Annotated in this window: 30 protein-coding genes; 15 read left to right on the forward strand and 15 right to left on the reverse strand. The window is 58.9% G+C overall.

From position 1 onward, the window contains the following. The first annotated feature begins 23 nt into the window (after positions 1 to 23). The gene (locus MOV14_RS07875) at positions 24 to 1,160 is read left to right on the forward strand and encodes an iron-containing alcohol dehydrogenase (RefSeq protein ID WP_318536776.1); all 1,137 of its coding nucleotides are present in this window, start codon (positions 24 to 26) and stop codon (positions 1,158 to 1,160) included. Here the strand turns inward: MOV14_RS07875 and MOV14_RS07880 are convergent. The 4 genes from MOV14_RS07880 to MOV14_RS07895 are packed head-to-tail and all read right to left on the reverse strand — an operon-like array spanning position 1,154 to position 4,079. Continuing rightward, on the reverse strand, positions 1,154 to 1,702 hold the full coding sequence (locus tag MOV14_RS07880) for an NTPase (RefSeq protein WP_318536777.1): 549 nt from the start codon (positions 1,700 to 1,702) through the stop codon (positions 1,154 to 1,156). The two genes, MOV14_RS07875 and MOV14_RS07880, sit on opposite strands and share 7 nt — an antisense overlap. Beyond that, entirely contained in the window at positions 1,695 to 2,489 is a 795-nt protein-coding gene (gene surE / locus MOV14_RS07885) for a 5'/3'-nucleotidase SurE (RefSeq protein ID WP_318536778.1), read from the reverse strand. The genes MOV14_RS07880 and surE overlap by 8 nt, the downstream gene beginning before the upstream one ends. 34 nt (positions 2,490 to 2,523) lie before the next feature. Beyond that, a complete protein-coding gene (locus MOV14_RS07890) occupies positions 2,524 to 3,258 on the reverse strand; it encodes a 5-formyltetrahydrofolate cyclo-ligase (RefSeq protein ID WP_318536779.1) in 735 nt (244 codons plus the stop codon). A gap of 11 nt (positions 3,259 to 3,269) precedes the next feature. Further along, on the reverse strand, positions 3,270 to 4,079 hold the full coding sequence (locus tag MOV14_RS07895) for a nucleotidyltransferase domain-containing protein (RefSeq protein WP_318536780.1): 810 nt from the start codon (positions 4,077 to 4,079) through the stop codon (positions 3,270 to 3,272). Between the two features lie 107 nt (positions 4,080 to 4,186). Between MOV14_RS07895 and MOV14_RS07900 the strand changes: the two genes are divergently transcribed. From MOV14_RS07900 to MOV14_RS07930, 7 genes are all read left to right on the forward strand, one after another. Beyond that, positions 4,187 to 4,588: an HIT family protein gene (locus MOV14_RS07900; protein WP_318536781.1), complete on the forward strand. Its 402-nt coding sequence runs from the start codon at positions 4,187 to 4,189 to the stop codon at positions 4,586 to 4,588. Further along, the gene (locus MOV14_RS07905) at positions 4,557 to 5,288 is read left to right on the forward strand and encodes a diphthine--ammonia ligase (RefSeq protein WP_318536782.1); all 732 of its coding nucleotides are present in this window, start codon (positions 4,557 to 4,559) and stop codon (positions 5,286 to 5,288) included. The genes MOV14_RS07900 and MOV14_RS07905 overlap by 32 nt, the downstream gene beginning before the upstream one ends. Continuing rightward, the gene (locus MOV14_RS07910) at positions 5,276 to 7,093 is read left to right on the forward strand and encodes an ASKHA domain-containing protein (RefSeq protein ID WP_318536783.1); all 1,818 of its coding nucleotides are present in this window, start codon (positions 5,276 to 5,278) and stop codon (positions 7,091 to 7,093) included. The genes MOV14_RS07905 and MOV14_RS07910 overlap by 13 nt, the downstream gene beginning before the upstream one ends. Next, positions 7,090 to 8,265 carry an amidohydrolase family protein gene (locus MOV14_RS07915; RefSeq protein WP_318536784.1) on the forward strand — a complete coding sequence of 392 codons (1,176 nt, stop codon included), beginning with the start codon at positions 7,090 to 7,092 and terminating at the stop codon, positions 8,263 to 8,265. Before MOV14_RS07910 ends, MOV14_RS07915 begins: the two co-directional genes overlap by 4 nt. Before the next feature lie 176 nt (positions 8,266 to 8,441). Then, positions 8,442 to 9,002 carry an ATP cone domain-containing protein gene (locus MOV14_RS07920; RefSeq protein WP_318536785.1) on the forward strand — a complete coding sequence of 187 codons (561 nt, stop codon included), beginning with the start codon at positions 8,442 to 8,444 and terminating at the stop codon, positions 9,000 to 9,002. Positions 9,003 to 9,172: 170 nt separating this feature from the next. Further along, positions 9,173 to 9,715: a hypothetical protein gene (locus MOV14_RS07925; protein ID WP_318536786.1), complete on the forward strand. Its 543-nt coding sequence runs from the start codon at positions 9,173 to 9,175 to the stop codon at positions 9,713 to 9,715. Positions 9,716 to 9,722: 7 nt separating this feature from the next. Further along, positions 9,723 to 10,097, forward strand: coding sequence for a roadblock/LC7 domain-containing protein (locus MOV14_RS07930; protein ID WP_318536787.1), 375 nt, complete (start codon positions 9,723 to 9,725; stop codon positions 10,095 to 10,097). Positions 10,098 to 10,155: 58 nt separating this feature from the next. On the opposite strand, the gene MOV14_RS07935 is transcribed toward MOV14_RS07930, so the two are convergent. Genes MOV14_RS07935 through MOV14_RS07945 form a run of 3 tightly spaced genes read right to left on the reverse strand, consistent with a single transcriptional unit; the run spans position 10,156 to position 12,969 of the window. Then, a complete protein-coding gene (locus MOV14_RS07935; protein ID WP_318536788.1) occupies positions 10,156 to 11,082 on the reverse strand; it encodes an SPL family radical SAM protein in 927 nt (308 codons plus the stop codon). Between the two features lie 7 nt (positions 11,083 to 11,089). Beyond that, positions 11,090 to 12,022 carry a zinc-ribbon domain-containing protein gene (locus MOV14_RS07940; protein ID WP_318536789.1) on the reverse strand — a complete coding sequence of 311 codons (933 nt, stop codon included), beginning with the start codon at positions 12,020 to 12,022 and terminating at the stop codon, positions 11,090 to 11,092. Next, a complete protein-coding gene (locus tag MOV14_RS07945; protein ID WP_318536790.1) occupies positions 12,019 to 12,969 on the reverse strand; it encodes a hypothetical protein in 951 nt (316 codons plus the stop codon). The genes MOV14_RS07940 and MOV14_RS07945 overlap by 4 nt, the downstream gene beginning before the upstream one ends. 89 nt (positions 12,970 to 13,058) lie before the next feature. Here MOV14_RS07945 and MOV14_RS07950 point away from each other — a divergent pair, with 89 nt between their 5' ends. Then, positions 13,059 to 13,262, forward strand: a complete 204-nt coding sequence (locus tag MOV14_RS07950; protein WP_318536791.1) for a hypothetical protein — start codon at positions 13,059 to 13,061, stop codon at positions 13,260 to 13,262. 181 nt (positions 13,263 to 13,443) lie between these two features. Here MOV14_RS07950 and MOV14_RS07955 read toward each other — a convergent pair whose 3' ends face one another. Beyond that, on the reverse strand, positions 13,444 to 14,481 hold the full coding sequence (locus MOV14_RS07955) for a hypothetical protein (RefSeq protein ID WP_318536792.1): 1,038 nt from the start codon (positions 14,479 to 14,481) through the stop codon (positions 13,444 to 13,446). 63 nt (positions 14,482 to 14,544) lie between these two features. Continuing rightward, positions 14,545 to 15,084 (reverse strand): hypothetical protein, encoded by a 540-nt coding sequence (locus MOV14_RS07960; RefSeq protein ID WP_318536793.1) that lies wholly within the window; start codon positions 15,082 to 15,084, stop codon positions 14,545 to 14,547. A 208-nt stretch (positions 15,085 to 15,292) separates the two neighbouring features. On the opposite strand from MOV14_RS07960, the gene radA (MOV14_RS07965) reads away from it, so the two are divergent. Continuing rightward, positions 15,293 to 16,309 (forward strand): DNA repair and recombination protein RadA, encoded by a 1,017-nt coding sequence (gene radA, locus MOV14_RS07965; RefSeq protein ID WP_442786706.1) that lies wholly within the window; start codon positions 15,293 to 15,295, stop codon positions 16,307 to 16,309. Between the two features lie 46 nt (positions 16,310 to 16,355). Beyond that, positions 16,356 to 16,682: a 30S ribosomal protein S25e gene (locus tag MOV14_RS07970; protein WP_318536795.1), complete on the forward strand. Its 327-nt coding sequence runs from the start codon at positions 16,356 to 16,358 to the stop codon at positions 16,680 to 16,682. Between the two features lie 9 nt (positions 16,683 to 16,691). Here the strand turns inward: MOV14_RS07970 and MOV14_RS07975 are convergent, their stop codons facing one another. Beyond that, complete coding sequence (locus MOV14_RS07975) at positions 16,692 to 17,459, reverse strand: hypothetical protein (RefSeq protein WP_318536796.1); 768 nt, start codon at positions 17,457 to 17,459, stop codon at positions 16,692 to 16,694. Positions 17,460 to 17,678: 219 nt separating this feature from the next. Between MOV14_RS07975 and MOV14_RS07980 the strand changes: the two genes are divergently transcribed. Further along, positions 17,679 to 20,528 (forward strand): DEAD/DEAH box helicase, encoded by a 2,850-nt coding sequence (locus MOV14_RS07980; protein ID WP_318536797.1) that lies wholly within the window; start codon positions 17,679 to 17,681, stop codon positions 20,526 to 20,528. Here the strand turns inward: MOV14_RS07980 and MOV14_RS07985 are convergent. Genes MOV14_RS07985 through MOV14_RS08005 form a run of 5 tightly spaced genes read right to left on the reverse strand, consistent with a single transcriptional unit; the run spans position 20,525 to position 23,957 of the window. Beyond that, positions 20,525 to 21,544, reverse strand: coding sequence for a Gfo/Idh/MocA family oxidoreductase (locus tag MOV14_RS07985; protein ID WP_318536798.1), 1,020 nt, complete (start codon positions 21,542 to 21,544; stop codon positions 20,525 to 20,527). The genes MOV14_RS07980 and MOV14_RS07985 overlap by 4 nt on opposite strands. 30 nt (positions 21,545 to 21,574) lie before the next feature. Beyond that, a complete protein-coding gene (locus MOV14_RS07990) occupies positions 21,575 to 22,090 on the reverse strand; it encodes a hypothetical protein (RefSeq protein ID WP_318536799.1) in 516 nt (171 codons plus the stop codon). Continuing rightward, entirely contained in the window at positions 22,080 to 23,027 is a 948-nt protein-coding gene (gene radA, locus MOV14_RS07995; RefSeq protein ID WP_318536800.1) for a DNA repair and recombination protein RadA, read from the reverse strand. The genes MOV14_RS07990 and radA (MOV14_RS07995) overlap by 11 nt, the downstream gene beginning before the upstream one ends. Then, positions 23,020 to 23,577, reverse strand: a complete 558-nt coding sequence (locus MOV14_RS08000; RefSeq protein ID WP_318536801.1) for a hypothetical protein — start codon at positions 23,575 to 23,577, stop codon at positions 23,020 to 23,022. Before MOV14_RS08000 ends, radA (MOV14_RS07995) begins: the two co-directional genes overlap by 8 nt. Further along, positions 23,574 to 23,957: a hypothetical protein gene (locus MOV14_RS08005; RefSeq protein ID WP_318536802.1), complete on the reverse strand. Its 384-nt coding sequence runs from the start codon at positions 23,955 to 23,957 to the stop codon at positions 23,574 to 23,576. The genes MOV14_RS08000 and MOV14_RS08005 overlap by 4 nt, the downstream gene beginning before the upstream one ends. Positions 23,958 to 24,068: 111 nt before the next feature. Between MOV14_RS08005 and tmk the strand changes: the two genes are divergently transcribed. The 3 genes from tmk to MOV14_RS08020 are packed head-to-tail and all read left to right on the forward strand — an operon-like array spanning position 24,069 to position 25,751. Beyond that, entirely contained in the window at positions 24,069 to 24,845 is a 777-nt protein-coding gene (gene tmk, locus MOV14_RS08010) for a dTMP kinase (RefSeq protein WP_318536803.1), read from the forward strand. A gap of 47 nt (positions 24,846 to 24,892) precedes the next feature. Then, positions 24,893 to 25,465: a phospholipase D-like domain-containing protein gene (locus MOV14_RS08015; protein WP_318536804.1), complete on the forward strand. Its 573-nt coding sequence runs from the start codon at positions 24,893 to 24,895 to the stop codon at positions 25,463 to 25,465. A gap of 1 nt (position 25,466) precedes the next feature. After that, positions 25,467 to 25,751 (forward strand): transcriptional regulator, encoded by a 285-nt coding sequence (locus MOV14_RS08020; protein ID WP_318536805.1) that lies wholly within the window; start codon positions 25,467 to 25,469, stop codon positions 25,749 to 25,751. Positions 25,752 to 25,780: the final 29 nt, after the last annotated feature.

Consider the following 25,780-nt stretch of genomic DNA (forward strand, 5'->3'; position numbering starts at 1 on the left):
CCCGGGATACATTTCAGATCTGTATGTGCGCTCTCCCCTCTTTCTCAGTGGCACAACCCACGCGCGTCGTTTTCGGCAGAGGTTCCCTTGAGAAAGTAGGCGAGCTTGCCTCGGCGGCGGGCTCCCGGGCGCTCGTGATCACCGGGAGGACGTTCGCGCGGAGGTACGGCTACGACGACAAGATAAGGCGCTTTCTCGAGCAGCACGGCGTTAAGGTAGGCTTCTTTCAGGAGGTCGAGCCCAACCCCACCTATTCAACCGTCAGGAGGTGCCTCGAGGTAGCCCGGAGCATGGACGTGGAAGTCTTCGTGGCATTCGGGGGCGGGAGCGTCATCGACGTCGCGAAAGCCGTGAACGTCGTGTACACGCTGGGGGGCGACGTCTCCGACTACGTTTACCCCAAGGCCGTTAACCAGAAGCTGAAGCCCCTGATAGCGGTTCCCACAACCCACGGTACAGGTAGCGAGGTCACGAAGTACAGCGTTCTGGTCGACGAGTCCACCAAGATGAAAGTCGCTATCTCGGGTGAAGGTCTCTACCCGGACTTCGCGCTACTCGACCCTGAGGTGCTCAGACACCTTCCTCGGGAGCAGAGCGCCAGCACTGGCCTAGACGCGCTCAGCCACGCTGTAGAGGCCTACTTCAGCAGGCGTAGCAACCCCTACTCCGATCTAATGGCCCTCGAAGCCGCGAGGATATCGTTCATGTACCTGCCCTGCGCCGTCTCAGGCGTGCTGGAGTGCAGGGAGAAGATGCTCTTCGCTAGCATGATAGCCGGCATAGCCATAAACCACACAGGCACCAACGTGGGCCACGGGCTCGGGTACACGCTCACCGTCGAGTACGGGCTCCCTCATGGCTTCGCGAACGCGGTAATACTCCCCGGGGCAGCGAGGTTCTACGAGGCCTATATGCCTGAGAAAGCCGAGAGGTTCTTCGAAGCTGTTGGTATCTCGAGGCCCCCCGGAGGCCTAGAGGAAGCCCTGCGGTCCCTGATGGCCAGCGTGGGCGCTCCCCTGAGGCTGAGAGACCTGGGCGTCCCAGGGGAAAGACTAGAAGAGCTCGTACGCGACGGGTTGCGCTACCAGAGGAACCTCGCCAATGCGCCTTTCGAGATCACTGAGGAGGTGGCGCGGGAGATATACTCACTAGTTTACTGACGCGCTAGGAGGTTAGCTATCTTTCGGGCGAGCTCGGCTGGCACCCGCTCCCTATTCGCTAGGCTGAGCAGGATAAGCTCGACGTCCAGCCTCTCGAGCACCGACCTCCCGAATGGATTCTCGCGCGCCCTCTCGTGTATAGAGGCGGCTACGGGCTTCTCGGAGTCGAGGGCCGATGTTACGGCTTCCTTGAAACTTTCGCTTAAGAGCTCCATTGGTCCAATCTCATCGATGATCACGACAGATGCCTTATCGACCGCGTTTCTCACCGCGCTGACCCCCACGTCCTCGAGGTCCCTGAGATTCACTACATACCTGCCCACGCGGGGGCCCTCGCCTGTACCAGTGCTGGCGAGAACCCCCCTCCTCCCGCTGAGCAGGTCTACGACCTCGAAGCCCTTCCTGACGCCCGCCTCTCTCACCTCCAGTGTTATCATGCCGCCTACCGTGACGCCCCTGCTGACCAGGATTTCGGCGAGCCGCTTAAGGCAGGTAGTCTTACCTATCCCGGGTCTACCCGTTACGAGGAAGTTTTTAGCCATCAGAACCACTCTCAAGCTTTTTCCTAACCTCCTCTAGCAGTCCCGCGAGGCTCTCCGACCTGAACTCGAAGAGCGAGCCGAGAGAAATCGGTGTCACAGCGATTCTCCCGTCTTCAAGCACGGCGTGCACGTCGCTACCCTCCTCCGCCTCCACCGGCTGACCGTACAGCCAGTAGTAAGGCCTCCCCTGTGGGTCGCGCCTCTTAACCACGGCCGCCGCGAACCTGCGCTTAGCGGGTCTGACTACAACCACCTCGCTCGATATCACCGGCGGGAAGTTCACGTTCAGCGCGTCGACTCCTGGGGGGAACCCACGCTTGAGCACCGCCTCGGCTACAGCCCGGGTAGCCTTAAGCACGAACTTGCGGTACTCGGGCTCCTCGAGCTCCTCCGGCGAGTCCACGCACGCGCTGAAGGCCACTCCAGGCGTCCCCTCTATCGAGGCCTGGAGGACTGCGCCGAGCGTGCCGGAGGTGAGTATAACCTGGATGCTTAGGTTATCCCCGATGTTAACACCGGAGAACACCACATCGGGCTTGCCCGTGACTACGTTCATCGCTATGTAGATGACGTCGGACGGTGTACCGCTCACGAGGTAGAGCGGCTCACCGTTGATTTTCAGCTTGTTCACGCGGACAGGCTTGTGCAGTGTGAGGCCTAGGCCCGTAGCGGACTTCGGGGTTTCCGGGACCACCACGTAGACCTCTCCGAACCCTCGCACCGCCTCCCGGAGCAGAGATAGCCCGGGTGAGAATGGCCCATCGTCGTTCGTCACGAGAATCTTCATACCATGTCTACGCGAGCTCTAGCTCCTAAAAACCTTACCTCTTTAACGCCCGAAGTATCTCCTGCAAAACCGGTATGCTCCTGATCTCCTCAGTGCTGAGTAGCTCCCAGTAGATCCCCTGGGGCCTCGGATGCACCCTCTGCGTTTTTATAGCGCGGGTCGGCGTAAACACGTAGTCAACCGGCACGTCGTGCTTCAGCATGGGTATGCCCTCAACTACCTGCGCGTCGTGAACGGTGGTTACTACGGGAGTTGAGTCGTCAATGGCTCCCAGAGACTTAAGTATCCCGAACTCAAGGTCGCTGAAGCCCCCGCCTTTACCCACCCTACCCCCCTGTACGTCAACCGCCACGCTTCCTGCAACCTTCAAGTCAACCCTCGGAACCTCAAGCGTGACGATTTTGCCGTACTCGAACGCCCCCCGGATCGTCGAGGCGCGGGGGATGGCGGCCCTTGGCAGATGCTTAGGGTCAATCACCAGGAAGCCCCTGCGTAGCCTCGGCGAAGCCATGACGAGCAGCTTCCCGCTCTGAAGCACAGCCTCCCTAACATGCCTCTGGGGTGAGTCCGGGTTGCAGAATACGACCCGGGCGCTCTGAAACGGCTCACTGGCCACGAGCTTCCTGGCAGCGGCATCTGCACCTCGAAAGTTAGGGATTCTGCCTTCAACGGGGAAGGGCGGTAGCGCTATACCTTCTTTCACCAGCTTGGACCAGACTCTCCTCCTGATCTCCTCCTTAACCTTCCTAACGTCGGCTGGCGTCGTCAAGCGCCCCACCGCTACGGTACGCGGACCTCTCTCGTGACGCCTTTCCTGTCGACCCCGAGGATTACGAGCTCGACGCGATTGTCCCTTTCCACCGCCCTAACGTCGGCCACGAAAGCCAGCTCGCTAAACAGCTTCTCGACGGTTTGCCGTGTGTCCGGCATCTCTAAGCCCAGGAGGCGAGCCGATGCCTCGTAAACCTGAGCGAGCAGGGGCAGCAGCTCTTCCCTTCTGATGCCCTTGAACCTCGCCTCCCGTATCTTCGAGTAGGTCGCCGCTGCGTCCTCAAAACCCCCGCGGGCCGTCAAGTAGCCCAGGATCTCGGAGTCCGAGAGGAGGACGGCTCTCTCCCTAGCGGCTACGAACCGAGCGGCGCTTCTCAAGGACTTGTAGGCATAGCTGATAGCCGAGTGCGGCCTCCCAACCAGGTAATTCTGGAGGCTCAAAGCGAGGCAGGCGAGCGAGTGCCTGAAGAGGTAGCTTACCGAGCGTGGCGTGAGAGGGGGCTGCGCGCCTAACGCGCGGATTACCTCCTCTCCACCGTACACCAGCTGGCCGCGTACGATCTCGTGCGCGATGAACTCACCGTCACGTATCAGCTGCTCGAGCTCGTCTAGCGTGAGGAAGAGGGGCGACACGTCGGGCCCCAGCTCCTCCATGACGTAAGCCATCTCCTCCACTGGCGGCTTCTCCCTCACGATCACTGCGATGTTGTAGTCGCTTAGAGGCGTGAAGTCCTCGCGCCTGCTCGAAGAGCCGTAGACTACGACCCCCAGCAGGTTCTCCCCAAGCAGGCTGCTCAGCAACGATGCCAGGGACTCCAAGACCGTTCGACACTAAACACGCTTTCGGGGCCTAAAAACCCTTTCCTGGGTCCCGTTTTGGCCTCCTCGGCATAGCTTTATTAGCAGTCTCCGGCAAAACCTCACCTGTGCAGACCTACTGCGTGTTCTGCGGCATTGCCCGACACGAGAGGGACGCCGTGACGGTGTACGAGAACGAGGAGTTCATAGTCTTCCTAGACAAGTACCCCTTAACGCTGGGCCACGCGCTAGTCGCGCCGAAGAAGCACTACACGAACATCTTCGACATGCCCGAGGAGGCGGCTGCTAGAGCCTTCGTGCTCGCCAAAAAGGTCGCGGCAGCCCAGCTGAAGGCCCTCGGAGCGAAGGGGGTGAGGATCGTCATGAACAATGGGAGGGAGGCAGGCCAGGAGATAATGCACGCTCACGTGCACGTTATCCCTTATGGTGTGCCGCACCTCGGCCGCAGGGAGCTGGACAGGGAGGAGGGTGAGAGAGTTGCGTCCCTTCTCAGGAGAGAGCTCGCCTAGGCGCGTCTGCGCGCTCTTCTCGGGGGGCAAAGACAGCACCTACGCTCTGCACTGGGCGCTCCTCAAGGGGTTCAGTTTCGGGTGCCTCATCACCGTCAAGCCCCGCTCGGAGGACTCGATGATGTTCCACGTGCCCTACGTTGAGCTGACGAAGCTTCAGGCCGAAGCATTAGGCCTGCCACAAGTTTTCTACGAGCAGGGACCGGAGAGCGACCTCGATGCGCTGAAGAGGGCGCTGACAGCCGCTAGGGAGGCGCACGGCTGTACCGCGCTGGTCACCGGCGCGCTGAGCTCAGACTACCAGCGCCTCCGCATCTCTCTCGTAGCAGAGGAGCAGGGTCTCGAGGTGTTCAACCCCCTGTGGCGGAAGAACCAAGAGGAGTACATGCGCGAGCTCGTGAGGCAAGGCTTCCGATTCATACTGACTTCGCTGTCCGCGAAGGGCCTAGACCCCGGTCTCCTCGGTAGGGAGCTGGGGCAGGAGGACGTTGAGGCTATCATAAGCTCGTCCCGCGTGCACGGATTCAACCCGGCGTTCGAGGGCGGCGAGGCCGAGACGCTAGTCGTGGATGCCCCCCTCTTCCGGAAGGAGATGCGTGTGGAGGGCTATCCCGTCAAGGTCTCTGAGTACAATTGGGTTTTCAACATAACGAGGGTCGAGCTGCTCGAAAAGAGAGGTGCTCGCGAGTGGTCGAGGTAGTGGTGGAGCCGTACAACATCAGAGTTGAAGCCCAGGAAGGCGAGAGGCTCTACGATACCCTCAAGAGAGCGGGTATACCTTTCAGAACCGAGTGCGGGGGCCGCGGGATCTGCGGCAGGTGCAGGGTGATACTGAGAGGCGGGAGCGTAACCCCGGCAACTGAGGCTGAGAAACGGCTCCTTGGCGCAGAGCTCCTGTCGAGAGGGTACAGGCTCGCCTGTCAGACCAAGGTTAGTGGTCCGGTACGCTTGCTCCTACCCCCTGAGTCTCGCCCCGGGGCTTTGAGCGTGGCCAGCTCCGGCTTCGCCAGGAGCGTTAAGCTGTCGCCGCTATCGAAAAAGAGGCGCGTGGCCGTGAAGCCTCCTAGCCTCGAGAACCCTTTGCCCGACGCCGACTCGCTGGCTAGAGCCCTCGGGGTGGCTGGCTTGGAGCTAGACCTGGACGCCTTGAGGGAGCTACCCGCAGCGCTGCGGCGCGGCTCATGGGAGGTCACGGTCACGATCTGGAGGAATCGCAGAGTAACGCGGGTTGAGCCCGGGGACGCATCCTCCGAGAACCTCGGCGTCGCGGTCGATGTCGGGACGACAAAGATCGTAGTCCACCTCGTCGACTTGAACAGCGGGAGAAGCATAGGGGAGGTTTTCAGCGAAAACCCTCAGCTCGTGTACGGGGACGATATAGTTTCCAGGCTTCGCGCGGCTCTGGATAGGCCTGAAAACCTCGAGGACATGCGGCGCCTAGCCGCGGGAGCCGTGGACAACCTCGTGAAGGCGGCCCTCCTGGAATCTGCCGCGGGTCGAGGCGATGTGGATGGGGCCGTCATCGTGGGGAACACGGTCATGCACCACCTCCTCTTAGGAATAGACGTTACCGGCTTGAGCTTCTCCCCGTTCGTGCCCTCCACCTCGCAGCCAATCGAGGCGCCTGGCAGGCTCATAGGGCTCACCAACGTCAGAGCCGCGTACTTCCCGCCGCTCATCGCGGGGTACGTCGGCAGCGACGCCCTCGCGGATGTCATAGCCGTCGGCCTGCACCTCGAAGACGGGCCGTCCATGCTGATCGACATCGGCACGAACACAGAGATACTGCTCAACACGGGAAGCGAGCTCCTCGCCTGCTCAACGCCCTCTGGACCCGCGTTCGAGGGCGGGCACATTAAGTACGGGATGAAGGCGATGGTTGGCGCCATTTCCTCCGTTTCGATCGAAGGCGATGCGGTACACTACAGGGTGATAGGGGACGCGAGGCCGATGGGACTGGCCGGGTCAGCGATCATAGACGCGGTCGCCTCCCTCCTCGACAGCGGCCTGCTCACCGAGAGGGGCTTTTTCAACAGGAGCTCCGGTAGCCGGAGGATCAGGAGGGCAAAGGAAGGGGGGTGGTACGAGTACGTCCTCGTGGATGAGGAGGAGAGCGGGCTTGGGGAAGCGATAACGATCAGCGAGAAGGACATAAGCGAGGTTAGGCTCGCCAAAGCCGCCGTGATGAGCGGGGTGCTCGCTCTCCTAGAGCACGCCGGGCTCGAGGCCAGCTCACTCAAGAGGCTCTACATCGCCGGCTCGTTCGGCTACAGTATAAACCTGCGGAGCGCTGTTCGCATAGGGCTTCTGCCTGAGCTGGACGAGTCCGCGATTAAGCAGGTGGGCAACACGGCCGTGGAGGGGGCTAGGATGATGCTCGTTTCGGAGGAAGCCGTCGAGGAGGCAGAGCAAGTCGCCAAGAGGGTTAAGTACGTAGAGCTGACAGCTTCGCCGTTCTTCAAGAAGCACTTCTCAGGGTCGCTAAGGTTCGGTGAACCGCGATGACCCTGGTTTTTAAAAAGTGCTCCTACGCCGTCTCGTCGGGAGGCCTCCTGCACGACGTCGACATAGCGGTTGAGCGCGGGAGAGTATCTGGCATCGGGACTGGCTTAGGGGGTGGCGAGGAAATCGACTGCCAGGGCCTTGTAGCCTTGCCCGGCTTGGCGAACGCCCACACTCACCTCTCGCACATGTACGCTCCGCCAAAAACCCCAGCGCCAACCTGGGAAAGGCACCACGAGGATGCGCCGCAACGGGAAGTCGCGGAGCTAGCTCTCCGCCTCGCGTTGATCCAAGCACTCGAGAGCGGCACCACGCTAGTAGCCGACACCACAGCTCATCCCGACCTGCTACAGAGGATTGCGGGGGAGGTGGGGGTGAAGGTAATCTCCGCTGTCCCGTGGGGCACGCTCAGTGGATGGAAGGGTGGTGTAGTGCTTGGCAGTCTCGAGGAGGCAGTCGAGCACTCGGAGGAGATCCGGGAGCGAGTCGCAAGCTCTCAGCAGGCCCTGATTTTCCTGCACGTCGCGAACGACAGGTCGCAGCTCTACGCCGCGAAGACAAAGTACGGAAGATTCCCGATCGAGCTCCTGGACTCTCTAGGCTTACTGACCCCCAGAACCGTTCTAGTAAACCCTGGCTGGGCGTCGAGCTGGGAGCTACGCCTTGTCGGCGAGAGGGGGGCACGAGTAGTCTACGCCCCGATGGCTGACGCGCTAACTTCCAGCGGGGGAATGCTGCCGGTGCGGGAGCTCGCATCGAACGGGGTTACTGCAGGCCTCTGCTCTGAGACACCACTGATTGGCCAGACCCTGGACATGCTCGACGTCACGCGCGCTTTCCTCATTCTTCAAAGGGAGCTGTTCTGGGAAAGGGGCCTCACAACCCTCGGTGCCATGAGCATCGCCACCCGCGGGGGATACTCGGCGCTCAGCGTCGAGGGCGGCGTGATCGAGGAAGGCTCTGTAGCAGACATGGTACTCGTAGCCTCTGAGCTTGCTCGTTTCAAGGGAGTTGACCCCGAGAGGCTTCTCCTTTCTCTAAGCACTGCGAACATCGTTTACGTCCTCGTCGACGGGAAAGTCGTCCTCGAGCCATCTAGGAAGGAGCAGCTGGAGGCTGTTAAGCGCTCCACCTTAGAGAGGCTTCTAGACCGCCTCGATCCCACCCGGCTTTAGCAGGCTCTAATTGTGGTGAAGCTACGCCTGGCGCAATCGCCTCAAGGGCTCAGCAGTTATTGATCCACCAGGGGCTGAAGCAAGGCTCCTAAACATCCTCACTTTATATTGAAAAGCTCAAAAAGCCTTCGCTGATAGGCGAAACTAATAAAACAGAGTTCAGCGAGAGTAACGTCGTGGCGAAAAAGGTTGTAAAGCACGACGGTAGAGTGGAGGAGTTCTCCGCAAGTAAAATATACGAATCGTGCCTCGCCGCCGGTGCCCCCGAGGAGGTCGCGCACGAGATCGCCCGTGAGGCAGAGGAGAGGATAAAGGACGGCGCAACAACAGCCGAGATCAGGAGGTTCGTCCTCCAGCGGTTGAAGGAGATGGCGCCGCATGCGTACGAGGCTTGGACCTTCTACGACAGGGTAGCGAAGGGCAGGATAACCTTTGAAGACGGGAAAGCAGTCGTCGTGGAGAAGGGCCACCTATACCTCGGCAGAGAGGTTAAAGACGTAGGGCCTCCCGGCCTATCCTCCTCCAAGGAGGTCAAGGGCATCTTGAAGGAGCTCGAGGAAGACCTAAACTTCGGCGTCTCCAAGGCGACCATCAACGCAAGGCTTTACGCCCTCTATATGGCCGTCCTAAAATCGTCCAAGATGCCTAAAGAGGAGAAGGAGAAGTCCGTAGAGCTCATCAACGAGTTCCGCCAGAAGCTGGGCTGGAAGCCGTACGAGCCTAAGAAGCCCCTTTAAGTAGAAAACTTTAACCCCAAACAATCTTTGCTCTATAACCGGGGAATGACTTGACCCGGCCTTGCCCAGAAGAGAAATGTTGAGCCGGGTTTAAGACGACCCCCATGTATCATCTAGATTCTATACATCTTATTTATGATTAGGGAGAGACTGCTAAGGAGGGTGTTAAAATGACGGAGGAGTTGGTGAATCGCTATAAGGAGCTCCTTAGGAAGTTCAACGTCCCTCTTGAAAAATCGCTTGTCAGCGGTGACGGTAGGATTGAGCTGATGGGTAGAAGGTGGATCTTAATGGATGTATCAGCTTTTCCAGAACATATGATTAAAACGACGGCTGGCTTCATGGGGGAGAAGCTGGCAAGGGAGTTTATCTACTGGTTCGGCTACGGCTACGGGGAGGTGATCGCTGAAAGGCATTTGAAGCTCGGCATGCCAAGGGGGCTGATACCGCAGTTCGTTGCAGCACTTAGCTCGTGCCTAACAGGGTGGGGTGTTGTGGAGATTCTGGAGGCGAACTTCGAGGAGGGAAGGCTCACCGTAAAGATCACGAACGACTTCGAGGTCGAGTCCGCCTTGAAGGGTGGAAGCGAGCCGTCTAACAACTTCATGAGGGGTGTGCTCGCGGGGGGCTTCGCCAAGCTCATAGGTGCGAAGACCCACGCGACGGCTGAGGTCAAGGACGGCGTGACCATCATACGGGTTACGAGGAGGTGAGGCGTGGGTGAGCTCGGACATCGAAGCTATCAGGAGGCTCGTCGAGCCTGTTACTAGGGTTGCCGGGTTTGAGGGGTTTGTTGTTGCTACTAGTGATGGGTTGCCCTTGCTGAGCAGTATAGCTGACAAGGAGCTGGAGGAGAAGGTGGCGGCGCTCACGGCTGTGCTGAGCGAGGTGGGCAACAGGGCTAGCACTGAGCTCGGGAAGGGGGAGGCGGAGTGGATCACCGTCAACGCCCCGGACGGCTCAGGCATCATCTACATCAAGCTCGGGGATCTAGGCTACATGGCAGTCCTCTTCAGCAAAGACACAAGGCTAGGAGTCCTCCTATACACCCTAAGAGAGATAAAAAAGAAGATAGCGGAGTCGAAGCCAGCCTGACAACACCCAGACCCCCGGAGTCTTTCTAGTCGCTCGCATCCCCGAGTAAGATGCAGGTTTACAGGGTTCCGCGGGGGGAACTGTGCGAACCGGGAGGTTGGGAGGAGTGGAACCGGAGTCCTGCTAGGTGCGTTCCGTCGCAGCTCACACCGGGCGTGTTGAGGTCTGCGAGGCCCTCCCGGCAAGTTGCGAAGGTCAGCCCCCTTCTCTCCGCCTCGGATTTCACGGTTGCCAGCACCTCTCTCCTGTAGGTTTTCTCGGCGTAGAGGTAGCCGTGAAGCCTCTCCCCTTTCTCGAAGTAAAGATCCCGTAGCCTGGGGATGATCTCGGGGAACGCCTCGGTCATTCTCCTGAGGTTATCCGGCTTCACTTTGTACGTCGAGCTGACAACATGCCTCGCCCCCGCAGACGCTGCCGCATCGACGACCTCTGCTATGCTCTCGGGGCTGTCGTTCAGCCCGGGGATTAGGGGGTCAAGCCTCACAACAACCGGTACCCCCTCGCGCGAGAGAAGCTCGACCGCCTTCACCCTGCGCTGGGGTGAAGGGGCGCCGGGCTCCAGTCGCTGCGCAAGGCTCGAGTCAAGTGTTGTGATGGTTATTGAGACTACCGAGCTCATGCCTGACAGCAGGTCAACGTCCCGGACTACGAGGTCCGACTTGGTGACGACCTCTGCTGTGAACCTCCCGCTGAGCATCTCAAGGGTGCGGCGCGTGTACATGTACTTCCCTTCTAGCGGCTGATAGGGATCGCTGCTACTGCTTATGTTGACTATGGAGCCTTCCCGGATCCTGCGCAGGTCCCTCCGGACGACGTCGAGGTAGTTCTCCTTGGGCCTTGGTTTGAAGAAATCCTTGATGTAGGACGAGGCGTAGCAGTAGAGGCACCCGTGGGAGCACCCGGTGTAGGGGTTGACGGTGTACTTGAAGGGGCAAGTGCAGAGGCTGGTCGCGCGCCAGGGATCGAAGGGCCTAACGTACGTCATTCCCCGCTCACTGGAGCTCCACGTACTCGCTAGCCGTCGCGACGCGGGTCGCGGATCGGGACAAGGGGGCGATGGCTGAGGCTACGCCGACCACGAGCCCGCCGGCGATCGCAAGGAAGCCGCCTCCGAGGAACTGCGCGTATGCCGCGCCACCGGCTAACCCGAATAGTATCGCCAGCAGCGAGTAAGCCCCGAGGGTGAGCCTTCCGCGAGCCGTCTGCGGATACTGGGTTTTTATAACGATGCCGCTCGCCCCGTCCACTAGCGCTTGGAACCTTTCGCCGCGAAACGTGTACTCCAAAACCCATATCGGGTAGTAGACGAGACCCCTGTACTCCACCTCTCCCTTAGTCACGGTCAGCGCGTGAAGCGAGCTAAAGCTCTCCTGGGCTTCGAGCCTAATCTTCGCCTTGACCGCCGCCTCGGCCGTCTTCCCAGCCTCTTCCCTGGAAACTCGCGGCTCGTGGAAAATACCCTTATCCTTGATCTCGGGGTTGAAGGGTAGCTTCCCCCTGACCGGGAAGGGGTAGTGCTCGAGCTCTCTGTCGAGCCATGTGCCGGAAGCGGGTACCGACACCAGCCCCGTCTCCGTTATCTCGGACGTGGCCTCGCCGAACACTTGGCTGAAGCCCCTAGCCTCCGCTTTGAAGTCGGCGAAGAAGAAGTGAACGGGCACCCAGTGGAGCTCCCTCCTGGAGACCGAAAACTCCTTGGGAAGCTCCCTAGGGACAGCGTACTGCCTAGCGATGAACAAAACGAGCCTCTCAAAGGGTTCCAGGGAGTTGTTGAGCGGGAAGTAAAACTGGGTCTCCTCCGCCCTGACCCTCTCTCTTGGGGAGAATATCGTGAAGCAGTAAGGGCAGGTGGCTGTCGAGGCGTTGGGTGGAGCGCTGAACCTCGCTCCACACCTCGGGCACTCGACCTCGACCGTCTGGCTCATGCTCTCTCCACCCGTGCGCTCTCAACGATGCTCATGCCGATGATGTAGGCGGCCAGAGCTGAGCCTCCGAGCAGTAATAGCGACGTTTCGAAGCCTGCTACCGAAGCCGTAGCCGCGAATATGGGTCCAGCTAAAGCTGAAAGCGCTAAGCCTCCGATCATCCGGATGAGCCTCTCGGTTGCGGTCAGAGGCTCAGCCCTGTAGATACAAGTCCCGTCGTGCCCGTCGAAAACGGCGGTGTAGGTGGCTCCTCCAGCAGTGTACGTCACGCTCCACACAGGTACGTACACTAGCCTCATTCCCTCCACCTCGTCGACTCTCGCGCTGAAGTAGTCGAGCCTCTCGCCTCGGGCCCTGTACTCGCTCCTCAACGCGTCAATCAGCTTGTCCACCATTATTCGCGTCGCCTCACCCCTGCCTATCTCCACGCCCAAGAACTCCAGCTTGATTTTCTCCCAGTCGAAATCCTCCTGCGCTATGGACACGGCTTTCCCACCCTTAACAGTATAGCTGGCCAGCACATCCCTAATGGCAGACGACGGGACTCTGCGCCTCGCTGGTAGGAAGGCTCTCCTAGCCACTGGAGTGATCTCCTTAAGATACACCTTCCTGGCAATCACTTCTTTCCCCCTCTGCTCGTAGCGCGTGACCTGCCAGGACGCCGTTACCCTGCCCTTGAGGCTCGCGTACCACGCTGGGAAGTAGGCTCCGTATACCTCAAGCACCTCTATGTCCCTGAAGCTGGACAGCTGGGGGTCGTGCCTCGCGATGTCGTAGAATCTGTCTTCTATGGAGCTTCTGGGGAGAGTCGGCAGAACGTACACCGAACCGGGGTCGAAGTCGCCGCCGACTATGTTGGGGTAGCCGCAGTAGTCACAGATGTCAATGAGGGACTCGGGGTCTGCAGTTAGGGGGGCGCCGCACCTCCTGCACCTGATCTCGTACACGCTAAAAACTCGCGTAACGGTGATGATAAGTTTTCCTGCAGTGGGGGCAGTAGAACCTTTAATATAGTGGGTCGCAGTTGCTTTAGGACGTGGAGAAAGACGAAGAAAAAGGTAGTGCTCGAGCCTCTCCATTCGCGAAGCTGGAGTACGAGGAGTGGGTGGCGCACTCTAGCCCATCCGTTCACCAGGGAATTCTTTCACAGCAAAGCGTCCGCCACATCGTTTTTGCCATGATCTTGACCGGGCTTGCTCTGCTCCTAATATACGCTGCTTTCCTACTGGTGGCTCGGTGACCACTTACACACTGGTAGATCTAGTCAGCTCTGGCAACCCCCCGATCCCGTCCCTCAGGTTGAGGCGTTGCGCTTCATCAGTTCTTAGGCGGGAAGAAGCACGTTACATAGTTACATCGCAGGGTCTTCTTGCCACCGCACCCAGTTGCTCTAGATTTGATCGGTGCGCGTGATTTCCTTCTCACGAGCGTTGGCGCTCAGCTTCCCCTATCTCGTAGAGACTCCACTCTAACGCTCGGCGCTTTGGCGTGTATATTGCCTCGTACATTATCTCGAGGTTGTAGGGGTTTTCTTTAAGCGCGTTGCCGAAGGGTGTTGTGTACTCGAGGATCCTGTGCGTTAAGACGCCGATTAGTGTGAAGTCTTCAACGATGTTGCTGCTCTCTAGAAAGCGGTAGAGTTCGTACAAGTCTCCTCCCTGCATGTAGGATAGGACGTAGACTTTCCCGCTATCTGAGGCAAGGGCTTCGCGGATCATGGGGTGTCGGGAGAGCCCCCAAGCTACCTGCTCGGCGGCGTCTTTGGCCACGTCCAGCTCCAGAAGTACTCCAGGGATGTTTAGCTGGTAAAACCTAGGTGTAAGCGCGTTGTAGAGGTGGAGGGGGCGAACGTGCTGAGTGTAGTGGTAGCTGGCTGTCTGCTGCTTGAGCCCCGCTCTGGCCGACTCCCGGGAGAGCTTGACGAAAGGGTCGCGCATAAGCTCCGCAATTATCCATAGATCCACGTGGTCTGGCTCCCGCCGAACAGGGGCCCCCATCCTGGGCACTATCTCCCCCTCTATCGCTTTTTTCACGGAGCTGAAGCTAACCCTAAGGTAACCCTTGTCTAGGGAAGCCCCCTCCACGGCGTCGCTCCTCCAAAGGAACCTGCCAGTCAAAACATGGCTCTCATCTGATCTGAGTATATCCGCGACCTCGCCGCACCTCCCAGCGGGGCATAGCGCCAGCATGTAGAGTGACCGCTCGCCTTTACCCTGGAGCACAGGGATCTTCTCGACAACGAAGGGTATAGGCTTCTGGATCAGCTCCTCCTTGAACCTGAGCTTGAAAAGTCCAAGTGCAAACCCCATGGCGCTGAAGTCGAAGAAAGCCCTCAGCAGGAACTTCGACTTTATACTCTCCAAGACGCGGGGGACAGTAGGCAGGCTTACCCCCGCGCTACGGGCCACATCCGTGTAGTCCCTGCACAGAGGCAAGCGCTTCAGAACCTCGAACTCCACTCTTCTCAACCGCAGCAAGCAGACTCATTCCTGCTACAGCTAGAAAGGTCAGATAAGCTTATCTTACTGCTTTCCCCTCGTGACCTCAAGGATTTCCTGCAGTAGCTTGGTGGGGGTGTACCTGCAATCCTCGTAGTACAGCCTAGGCAGGGTGACTGCGGCGAGCCTAAACGCATCCGGGTTCTCCTCCCTGAGCCTTTTCAGGGTTTCCAATACCCTCGATGCATCTAAAAGCATCTCCTCTCCCCGCTTCGTGTTGCTCCAATCATAGAGCGCGTAGATTACGGCCCCGATGAGCCTCCCCCTGTCAAATTCAGGGAAGAGTGACTCGCCTCTGATGAGAAAGGCTATTTCCACAGTTCGCTGAAGGAAACTGTCTCCGGTGCTGGAAACGCTGAACCGGCAACCATCCCTGTCCAGCATCCCACGCGCCACCATCCCCTCAGCTACAAGGTAAGGTGTCTCTACGCTAAACCCTATTCCGCTCTTCACTCCCTCCTTTGAAGCCCTAAACCCTCTTCTACTCGCGTGCTCGACAACCCTGTCGAGCAGAGTTTCAAGCGCCTCGTCCAAGCAGTTCGACTCGGGGTATTCCACAGTCATATCCCTCTCCGTGTATGAACACTCAGGTAATTAAATGTTGTCACACATGGTATAACGTTGTTTTACTTTCACGGTTATTGTCGATAACCTTTAAATACTTTAGTTGCGCTACACCAATCAGGGGGTTGTGGCTGTGCCCAAGAAGGCTAAGAGCAAGCCCGAAGTAAGCGAAGAGGCCGAGTTCCAGGAGGTTGCCCCAGATGAGAGTATGCTCGATGACATCACACGAAGCATACTTCAGGAAGACGAGGCTCTCGAGGGCGAAGCAGAGGAGGTTGAGGGTGAGGAGGTCCGTTTAGAGGACCTCGAGGGAGTGGGTAGGATAACCGCGCAGAAGCTCCGGGCGGCGGGCTACTACTCGGTCAAGGATCTCGCCTTCGCGTCTGCCCACGAGCTGGCGATAATCCTCGGCTCGGAGGAGCGCGCCATGGCGATAATCAGGGCGGCCCAGAAGCTCGTGAGCAGGGGGGAGGAGTTCATCACGGCGAAAGAGCTCTTCGAGAAGAGGAAAAACCTCGAGTACATAAGCACGGGGGTTAAGAGCCTCGACGACCTGCTTGAGGGCGGGATTGAGGTTGGGAGCCTCACAGAGCTGATCGGCGAGTTCGGAGCCGGGAAGACGCAGATATGCCACCAGCTGAGTGTGATGGTGCAGTTGCCAAAGGAGAAAGGGGGTCTCAGCGCGAGGGCGCTTTACATCGACACGGAGGGCACCTTCAGGCCCGAGAGGATCATACAGATCGCGAGGGCTAAGGGCTTGGAGCCCGAGAAGGCGCTCGAGAACATAATCTACGCGAGGGCGTACAACAGCGACCACCAGATGCTGCTCGTTGACGAGGCGAAAAAGTACATTGAGAAGAACAACATCCGCCTGATAATAGTCGACAGCCTGATAAACCACTTCAGGTCCGAGTACCCGGGCCGGGAGAACCTGGCCTCACGTCAGCAGAAGCTTAACCGGCACATCAGCCAGCTTCACAAGCTCGCGAGCCTCTACAACCTCGCCGTAGTCGTGACGAACCAGGTAATGGCGGCCCCAGACATTTTCTTCGGCAATCCTCTCAGGCCCGCAGGCGGAAACATCATGGCCCACGGCTTCACGTACAGGATATGGCTGCGCAAGGCCAAAGAGGGTAAGAGGATCGCCAGGATAATCGATAGCCCCAAGCACGCCGAGAAGGAGGCCGCTTTCGCTATATCCGAGGAGGGCGTCACCGACGTCTAAGGGAAAGGTTTAAAACACTCAAAAGCAGTTGAATCAGCGGGTACTTATGGGCGGCGGCAAGAAAAGGCCGACAGTCAGCGCGCTCGAAAAGAGAATGAAGAAGGAGGCTGAGGGGAAGAAGGAGGAAGGAGGCAAAAAACCCCAGATGAAGCTCTCAGGAACCACTGGAGAGCTGACCGAAGTCTCCCTTGAAGCTGTCATAAAGGACATCAAAGGGTTAAAGTACGTTACCCCCTATGTGCTCGCCTCACGCTTAGGGCTAAAACTAAGCCGGGCTAAGAGGGTCTTAAGGGAGCTCGAGAGCAGAGGAGTTCTAGTGACTGTTGATAAGAATAGCAGAGTGCCAATTTACGTGCCGGCCGGCAAGAGGTAGCCTAGAGCTCTACTTTTTCTTGAAGACGTCGTAAAGCGAGGTTGGAGTCTGAGGCTTACCGTAAAGCCTTCGAAGCTCCTCCCTAGCGTTGATGACGTTATTCTCAGTTAACTCGACGAGCCCTAACCTCCTCAGCTCGATCAGTATTTTCTCAGCCTTACTCAGCTCAACACCCTCGCTGACCATGTCTTCCAGAAACCTCAATCTCCCGACGCTCCAGTACCTCCCCAGGTAACGTAGGGCCTTCGAAAAGTCTGGGTCCTGGCTGAGCTTCTCAACCTCCGACGGCACCCCTATCTCCTCCTTCGCCTCACTTCCGAGGGGTGTTTGGGGGGTAGGCTCAGCCGGCTCCTCGCTTCTCTCATCTTCAGAGCTCTCGCCCTGAACCCCCTCGCTCTTCCTTTCCTTCTCCTCGCCGCTCTCCAGGAATTTCAGAAGCGTTTGAGATGGCTTAGGTTTGGTTCTTCTACCGCTCTTTGTCTCTTTCGGCCTCTTAGAAGGTAAAGAGGTGGCTGGCTTAGCTGGTTGCGGAGGCTTCTTTGCGTATACTATCCGGGCCGGTATCTCAAGGTGTATCACAGGCTCGATGACCTCGAAACCGCCCTCTCCCCGGAAGTCCTCGCTCTCGAGGAGCTCCTGCACTAGCACGAAAAGGATGAGCTCGCTGACCCCTCTTCCTTTGGCCCACTCAAGGGCCTCCCTTGCGGAAACGCTACCCTTACTTTTAATGTACTCTACTAGTTCACTTTTGAGCACAGCAAAGTCTTCCATGGCCATGTTCACGCTTCTGCTTCGACGTGTATTTCTTCACAATCACTGGTATTTGTTCTATTCGTTCCCCACAGCCGTTCCCAGCGCCTGCACGGTAGCAGCCACCTCGACGATCCCTAAGAGCAGCGGGGCTTCGTGTAAGTATCTCTGCAACGCTGCGGCGTGCACGATCCTCTATTCCCTTTTTGGGCCGATCGGGCAAAGAATATTTATAGAGAGCTTCAAGTGGATGCGGGAGATGTAGTGCAGTTTGCCTCGGTGAATTTGAGGGAGCTTGAAGGTAAGCTCCCACGACCTCTCCTAGAGGTTCTCGAAAAGGAGGGTTATTCTAGCTTAAACTACATACAGGTCCAGGCGCTTAGGCTAAGCACGCACAGCAACCTTCTAATCGTAGCACCTACAGGCTCGGGCAAGACGGAGGCGGCTATCCTGCCCATACTCAAGGGGCTGCTCGAGGAGCGCGGTCAGCCGATATACGCTCTCTACGTAACACCCCTCAGGGCTCTCAACAGGGACATAAACCTGAGGATGAGGGACTTGTTCACGTCGCTGGGGTTTGCCGCCGAGATTCGCCACGGCGACACGCCGCTGTCTCAGCGCAGAAAGATAGCTGAGCACCCCCCTCACCTCTTGATCACAACCCCCGAGACGCTCCAGTTCATACTCGTGGACAAAAGGTTTCGCGGCTACTTGCAGAACCTTCGCTGGGTCGTCATAGACGAGCTCCACGAGCTGATCGACGATAAGAGAGGGGTGCAGCTAACCCTGGCCCTGGAGAGGCTCAGGCTCGCTTCAAGGGGCTTAAAGGTCATCGCGCTGTCGGCCACCCTGAGGGATCCCTACGACGCGCTGGACTTCATCAGCGGGGGCCGCGGAGGGGCTGTCGTAGAGTGGGGTGAAAGGAAAACCTACCGGATAACCATAGCCGACATCGCCAAGCCGAAAGAGGGAGCTCCGAGCCCAATCCCACCAGAGCTCTATGAGAGGGTGAAGCTCATCGCCGAGGAGGCCTCGAAGGGGGGCGTCATAGTTTTCACGAACACGAGGGATACGGCTGAGCTGCTGGGGAGGATCCTCTCGAGAGATTTCGGCCTTGACGTCAGAGTCCACCACGGGAGCCTTTCGAGGGAGGAGCGCGAGGAGGCTGAAGCCCTTTTTAAGCAGGGAAAGGTGAAGGCCATAGTTGCCACGTCGAGCTTAGAGCTGGGAGTGGACATCGGCTACGCGAGGCTCGTTTTCCAGTTCGGCTCACCGAGGCAGGCTGTGAAGCTCGTTCAGAGAGTGGGGCGTGCCGGGCACAGGCTGGACGTGGTGTCCGAGGGGATCATAATCCCGCTAGGCGTCGAGGACGCTGTCGAGTCAGCTGTAATAGCCCGCAGGGCCGTTCAGGGGAAGCTGGAGTCCCTGGACACGTTCACCTCCCCCCTCGACGTCCTAGCCCACCAGATTGCAGGCCTCTTGCTCGAGTTCCGCGAAGTGCGCATCGACTGGGTCTATGCCATCGTAACCCGGGCTAAACCCTACAGGGAGCTCAGCTACAGCACACTGCTCGACCTTCTCAGGTTCATGGACTCTATCGGCATTGCCCGCCTCGACGGCGACAATCTGAGGATGGGACGGCGGACGATAAGCTACTACTACAGCGCAGCGTCGATGATACCCGACAACCCATCCTTCGACGTAGAGGACATCGCATCCCGTAGGCGCATCGGGCACCTAGACTACTCGTTCGCATCGATGATAGACCGCGACAAGGTGATAATCCTCGCGGGGAGGGCGTGGAAGATAGAGGACGTGGACATCGAGAGGAACAAGGTCTACGTGACCGAGTACACGGGAGAGCTCGGCGAACCACCGGTGTGGACGGGTACAATGCTCCCGGTCGAGTGGCGGGTCGCCAGGGAGGTGGGCTCGCTCTACAGAAGGCTCTCCGAGCTTTTGCCGAAGGGCAGGGATCAGGAGCTCCTCGCGAAGTACGGGATACCGAGCTCCGTAGCTGCAGAGCTGAAGGGAATCATCGAGAGGCAGCTAAAGCTGGGTATTATCCCGACAGAGCACAACCTCGTGGTCGAGGTTCAGAGGCAGGGAGGGAAAACAATCGCTGTTCTCCACACGTACCTGGGTACGAAGGGGAATAACCTCCTCGCACTCCTCCTCGCCTACGCTGTTAGGGGGTTCTACGGCGTCTCGGCGCGCTACTACTCAGACCCATACCGGGTCCTCATATACGTTGCCTCAGACCTCTCACCCGAGAGGATCGAGGCTGTCATACGTGATGGTTTACCATGGGCGCTGGAGCGCTTGAGGGACGCTGTCCGCGAGAGCAACGCCTACATGCTTGAGCTCCTACACGTGGCCACCCGGATGGGGGTGATAGACCGAGGAAAGGGTAAGATCGAGTCGGGCTACCTGTCCATCCTGAATAAGAAGCTTAAGGATACACCCGTGGACGTCGAAGCCATAAACTCCTGCATGGTGGAGCACTTCAACCTTGGCGGCGTGGAGAGGCTCGTCGAATCCGTAAGGGAGGGTAAGAGAAAAGTCCACGTCTTCAGCGTAACCGAGCTCAGCCCGCTCGCCCAGCTGATCTTCGAGAAGCCCTTCGTCAAGACGGGCGTGGTCTCAGCGGGCCTCCCCGTATCCTCAGTGGTTACAGCCGTCCTGAAGAGGCTGGAGAACACGCAGGTTCTGCTCTTCTGCATGCACTGCAGTGAGTGGAGCGCGGAGCTCAGGGTAGGCGACGCGAAGAGCGTTAAAGCGTGCCCCAGGTGCGGATCCCGGGCCCTCGCGGTGCTTAGGCCCTACGAAGCCGAGAACTTGAAAGCGATCAAGAAGTGGAGGAAGGGGGCTAAGCTTACACCCGAAGAGGAGAAGTTCGTAGAAAAAGCGCGCCAAACCGCCTCGCTTTTCGTCTCCTACGGCTACCTCGCCGTCCTGGCGCTGGCCGGCCACGGCGTCGGCCCCTCCACGGCAAAGGCGATACTCTCGAAGAGTAGGGACGTGGACTCACTGGTGAAAAACGTGCTTTTAGCCGAAGCAAACTACACTAGGACACGAAAGTACTGGGAAGACTAGAGCCTCTTCACCACCTCGACCGGTCTGCCTTCCTGGATGCTCCTCCAGCAAGCCTCCGCGACCTCGACCACCCTAAGGCCGTCGAGTCCCGTTATGGGGGGCGGCGCGTCGTTCAAGACCGAGTCCACGAACGCTTGGTCCTCCCGGACGTAGGCCTCGTAGAACCTCGCCCAGAACCACTGAACACCCCTCAGCACCACGCCGCTTTTTACACCGACAGCTAGGTTCGGGTCCACGGCGCTACCCACGTAGACAGTTCCCTCGGTGCCCAGCACCTCTGTCCTCAGGTCGTAGCCGAAGACGCTCTTCCTGCTCCCGTGCACGACGCCGTAAACGCCGTTCTCGAACTCGAAGCTCACGTTCACCAGGTCGAGGTCTCCCTTAGCCTTGATCTCGTCGTAGAGAACCGCCCCGCCGGAGACGTAAACCCTCTTCACCTCGCTCCCGATAAGGAACCTAGCCATGTCGAAGTCGTGGCTCAGCATGTCCAGGAAAATCCCCCCGCTGAGCTTCGGGTCCTGAGCCCAACCTGGGGGCGCTCCAGGGTCGCGGGCTACGTTCAGGAAGGCGACGGGCTTCCCGATCTCGCCGCTCGCGATTCTGCGCTTTGCCTCCGAGTATGCGTCGTCGAAGCGCCTCATGTACCCCACCATCAGCTTGAGCCCGGCCCTATCAGCCCTAGTGACGACGTCGACGGCTTCGTCAGCTGTAACCGTGATGGGTTTCTCCGTGAAGACGTGCTTCCCCGCTTCCAGCGCCTTGACTATCATGTCGTGGTGCAGGTAGGTCGGCGTTGTCACGAAAACGGCGTCAACCTCGGGGTCTTTCAGCATGGAGTCGTAGTCTGTGTACGCTTTCACCTTGAACCTTTCAGCCGTTGACCTCGCAAGCTCCTCTACAACGTCCATCACAGCCACCAGCCTAGCTTTCTCAACTCTGTAGGCCAGAATCTCCGAGTGGACTCTGCCTATCCGCCCGAGCCCCGCCACCGCTACACCTAGGCTTCTCAGCCCCACCACCTCTCTTTAGCCTCACTAAAACTCATGTTAAATATTGCTGGAAATGTTTTTATTCGATAGCCTTCTGGTGAAGATGGAAAGGGCCTCTAGCGCGAGCTCCTCCCAACCGCCCACCTCCACAGCCCTTCTGCCAACAAGCTCCACGTTCGGCCTCACACCGAAGTTGAGCTCGAGGAGCAAGCCGTAAAGGCTGGCCTGCACGGGCTCGCTCAGCCCGTAGGAGTCGTAGCTCTTAACCTCAGCCACCCTCACCGGGACCCCCCTCTCGAACAGGACCTGGTCAGCCACACCGTACACCCAGCCGAACCGGAACCTCCACGCGAGCGGGAGGGGCGTCGCGACAGCCTCAGACTGACCGATCAGGCTCAAGTCACCCCACAGCCTCTCGTGCACCCTTCTCCCGTGCGCGGCCCCCCTACCCCTCCCGTGGCTCCAAGCCCGCGCGACGAGGCTTACCGTGAACTTGGGCTCACCGGTGGTGCGCGCCCGCTCGAACCTGTCAAGCGCCGCTCTGACCAGAGAGATAGCGAGGCTACCTTGCATCGTGAAGCCCGTCCTCCGCGATTGTGAACTCCGCGCTCGCGCCCCTGGGTAGCCTTGGGCTGTCGAGAACCTCTATGAGGAAGTTCTCGCCGGCTTTCTTCAGAAGAAACCTGTGCGTGCTCGCGTGAGCTATTATGTTGCCGCCGGCAGGCAGCTTCACGGCCACGCCCCACGCGCTGGGTACGCTGACGACCTGGTTAGTTATGACGGTGACGAGCCCGTAGAGCCTCGACAGCCTCTTCAGCCAGTCCAGCATGTAGTTAATCCTCTGCTGCCTCATCGCCAGCCATTCCCTGCCCCGGAACTGAGCCCTGTAGAGCGCGATCACGCTGTCGAGCACGACGGCACGCGCGCCCGACTTCAGAACCCTGGGAAGCCCCCTGACGACGAACTCTTCAAGCTCGTCGACGCTCAAGGGCCTCACCACATATATGTTTGACAGGGGGTCGTCGACCTCGAACCTCTTCCCAATCGCCTCAACCCTCTCGGGGCTAAACGTGCCCTCCGTGTCGATGTACACCGCGCCGGCACCGAGCCCCCCGTGCGACGGCGGCAATTGCGATGTCACCGCCAGCTGGTGGCAGAGCTGCGTCTTACCCGTACCAAACTCTCCCGCAAACTCGTAAATGTCGTAGACAGCCAGCCCACCGTTAAGCAAGCTGTCGACAGAGGAGACCCCCGTGGTGAGGACGTCGCGCTGGCGCAGCACAGAGGCGTACTCCCTGCCCGAGTACGCCTTAGTCTCCCATCCCACTATCCGCCGAGCCGCTCGGACAATCCGAAGCGCCCGCTCGAAGTCGATCCCTGCGAGCTCCTCGAGCTCCTCGGGGTTGAAGAGCACCACGTCTTCCACGTGCTCGAGCCCGAGCGCCCTGAGCTTGGCTATGGTTACTTTACCGATGCCCTCGACAGTTCCCAGCTCGTCTATACTATGCACTCCCTTCACCCCGGCAGAAGGGCTCGTCGTCTAGAAGGCACAACCCCCCTTCAAGGCATATGAAGCGTCGCGCAAAGCCCCAGAGCTCCTCCAGCCCTCTGTCACCGTGGACGAGGACGGGGACGCGGTACGTGGAAGAGATCCTCGAAAGGATGTCGAGCGCGTAGAGCACCCCCTCGCGCACATCCGTCGTAAACCTCTGGTCGATGTCCTCTACCACGATAGGCCGCCTCGCCTCGTCGAGGCTGCGGGGGACGTCGAAGAGAAGGTACTCGAGGAACTCCCCGTCTAGTAGCTCGGGCACGTACAGCCCTCCCGGGACCTTCAAGTACGCCCCGCTCGCCAGGCTCACTCCAGGTGGGAGGTAGGCGCTCTTACCGCAGAGCTCAACGTGAACTATAAGGGGTGGGAAAAGCACGACCACGTCGCGCGTCATCTGGAGCACCTCCTCGGCGACCTCGCCGAATATCGCGCGGACCTCAGCCTCCCTGAACACCTTTAGGTGGGCTCTAGAGAATTGCTCCCTGCCTACAACCACGAGCTTGCTCATAGCCCCAGCCTCTCTCGGCCTCTTTTAGCCAGAACGCCGAGCCAGGGGTTCCCAACCAGGAACGACGGCAGGCCTCCGGGCTCCAGACCCTCAGCTTGGGGCTCTGCGACGCCCCTCTCGGGTTGGATCCGCGGCTGGCTTGCGGGCTCGAGCCCAACGATTTCCCTTATCTCCCTTATCTTCTTGTAAACCCCAAAGCCCTTGTCGGAGAGCGAGACCAGGAAAATCCTACCCTTTTTCTTCACGTCCACGAGCGAGTACTTCTGCAGGAGCTCGAGAACCTCCCTGGCTTTCTCCACGTTCTTCGAGATCTCGACGAGGCTCTTCTCGCTCTCACCTATCCTCCAAACCCAGAAGACTATCCGGCTCAGCTCATCCACAGCAGTATTCGTCTGTCACGAGTATAAAAACGTTTTTTTACAAAGTAACATCGTTATACTCAACAGGAGCACGCGAAAATCACAATTACCTTTCGCACCCTTCACAACAGTATGTCCGATGATGTCAAAGACAGGGTTTTCTGCCCCCAGTGCGGGGACTACGTTAAACCTCGTGTAGTTCGCACGATGACGCTCAGCGGAGAGGTGATAGTCGAGTACTACTGCCCTAAGCACGGCCTAATCGAGGCCCAGAAGAAGCCTGCGAGTCTCCCGCAGAGGCGCGTGACTCCGGGAGGGGTTTACATAGTCTTCGAGGGCATCGACGGTAGCGGTAAGACGACGCAGGCTGTGCTGCTCTACGAATACATTAGAAGGAAGGGCTACGACGCCGTCCTCGTGCGAGAGCCTTGGGTCAAGGCGATAAAGGACTTTCTCTACAAGCACGACCTGGACCCCGACGCCGAGGCCTACCTGTTCGCCGCCGACAGGATAATACTGCAGAAGGAGGTCATCCTGCCGTCCCTTGAGGCCGGAAAGATCATCATCTCCGACAGGTCCCTGTTCGCCAGCCTAGCCTACCAGGTGGCTAGAGGCCTACCAGAGGAGTTCATCCTCGCGATAAACAGATCCATTAGGTTTCCGGACGTTGTCGTGCTACTGGATATACCAGTCGAGGAGGCGTACCGGAGGCTCAAGGCGAGGGGGGAGACCACGCGCTTCGAGGATCCAGACTTCATGGTTAAAGTTCGGGAACGTTACCTACAGCTCGCGAAAGACTACGAGGAGGTGTTCATTGTGATCGACGGCCGAAAGCCCGTGCAGGAGGTCCACAGGGAGGTTGTTCTCAAGCTCAAGGAGAGGTTCCAGGGAAAGCTTAGTCTCGATTGAACGGAAAGCGTTAAATCCTTCGTAAAGCAGGTGCAAAAGGGACGAGGATGCGCAGGGCATCTGTAGGCTCGGTTTTAGTGCTGGTGCTCCTGCTCGTGGGCATCGCGTTCCTAGCAGGGTTCTACTTCGGGCTCAGGTCGCAGGCCCCCACGACCGCCGAGGTCCCCGCCGCTCAGTCTTGCGTCAAGTTGCGTGTGATAAACGACAGGGACTACTACCCAACCCTGCTCAGCCTGCTGGGGTCAGCCAACAAGTCTATCTACGTCGCCATGTTCGAGTTCAAGAGCGACACGGAAGAGATCTCCAAGATCGTGGAGCTTTTGATCTCCAAGGCGAAGAAAGGGGTGGACGTCAAGGTCGTGCTTGAGAACAGCGTCGACTCCAACGAGCTCACGTACCGCAGGCTCCTGGACAACGGCGTGATGGTGAGGTACGACACCAGGTCCAGGACGACCCACGCGAAGCTGGTCATCGTCGACGGTAGGTACGTCATCGTCGGCTCCCACAACTGGAGCTACATGGCTATGATGCGGAACCACGAGGCGAGCGTCCTCATCGACGACGCCGCGATCGCTCAGGTCTACACGGAGTACTTCGCCTCGATATGGAGGGGTGACTAAGGTGGACAAGGACAGGCTTGTAGGGGCGTTTCTCACCGTCCTGGCGGTCACCATAGGCGCCGTGTACGTGTACTCGCTCTTCTTCGCGGGTGAGGAGGTCAGCATGCTGACCCTCAAGCTGACAGCCCTCGCCACGGTGGGCTCATTCCTGCTAATCCTACTGGTTATCGGTGTCTCCCTAGTGATCTATCCCCCTCCGGTTAAGGTCGAGGAGATCGAGAAGAAGCTGGCCGAGGAGCTCAAAAAGCTCAAGGAGAGAGGCTACCCGTTCCCCTGGACCGAATAATATACAACCTTGTTGCGCGGCCTTTTTTC

The organism is Infirmifilum sp. NZ, from assembly GCF_022693705.1.
In the GTDB taxonomy this organism is placed as follows: domain Archaea; phylum Thermoproteota; class Thermoprotei; order Thermofilales; family Thermofilaceae; genus Thermofilum.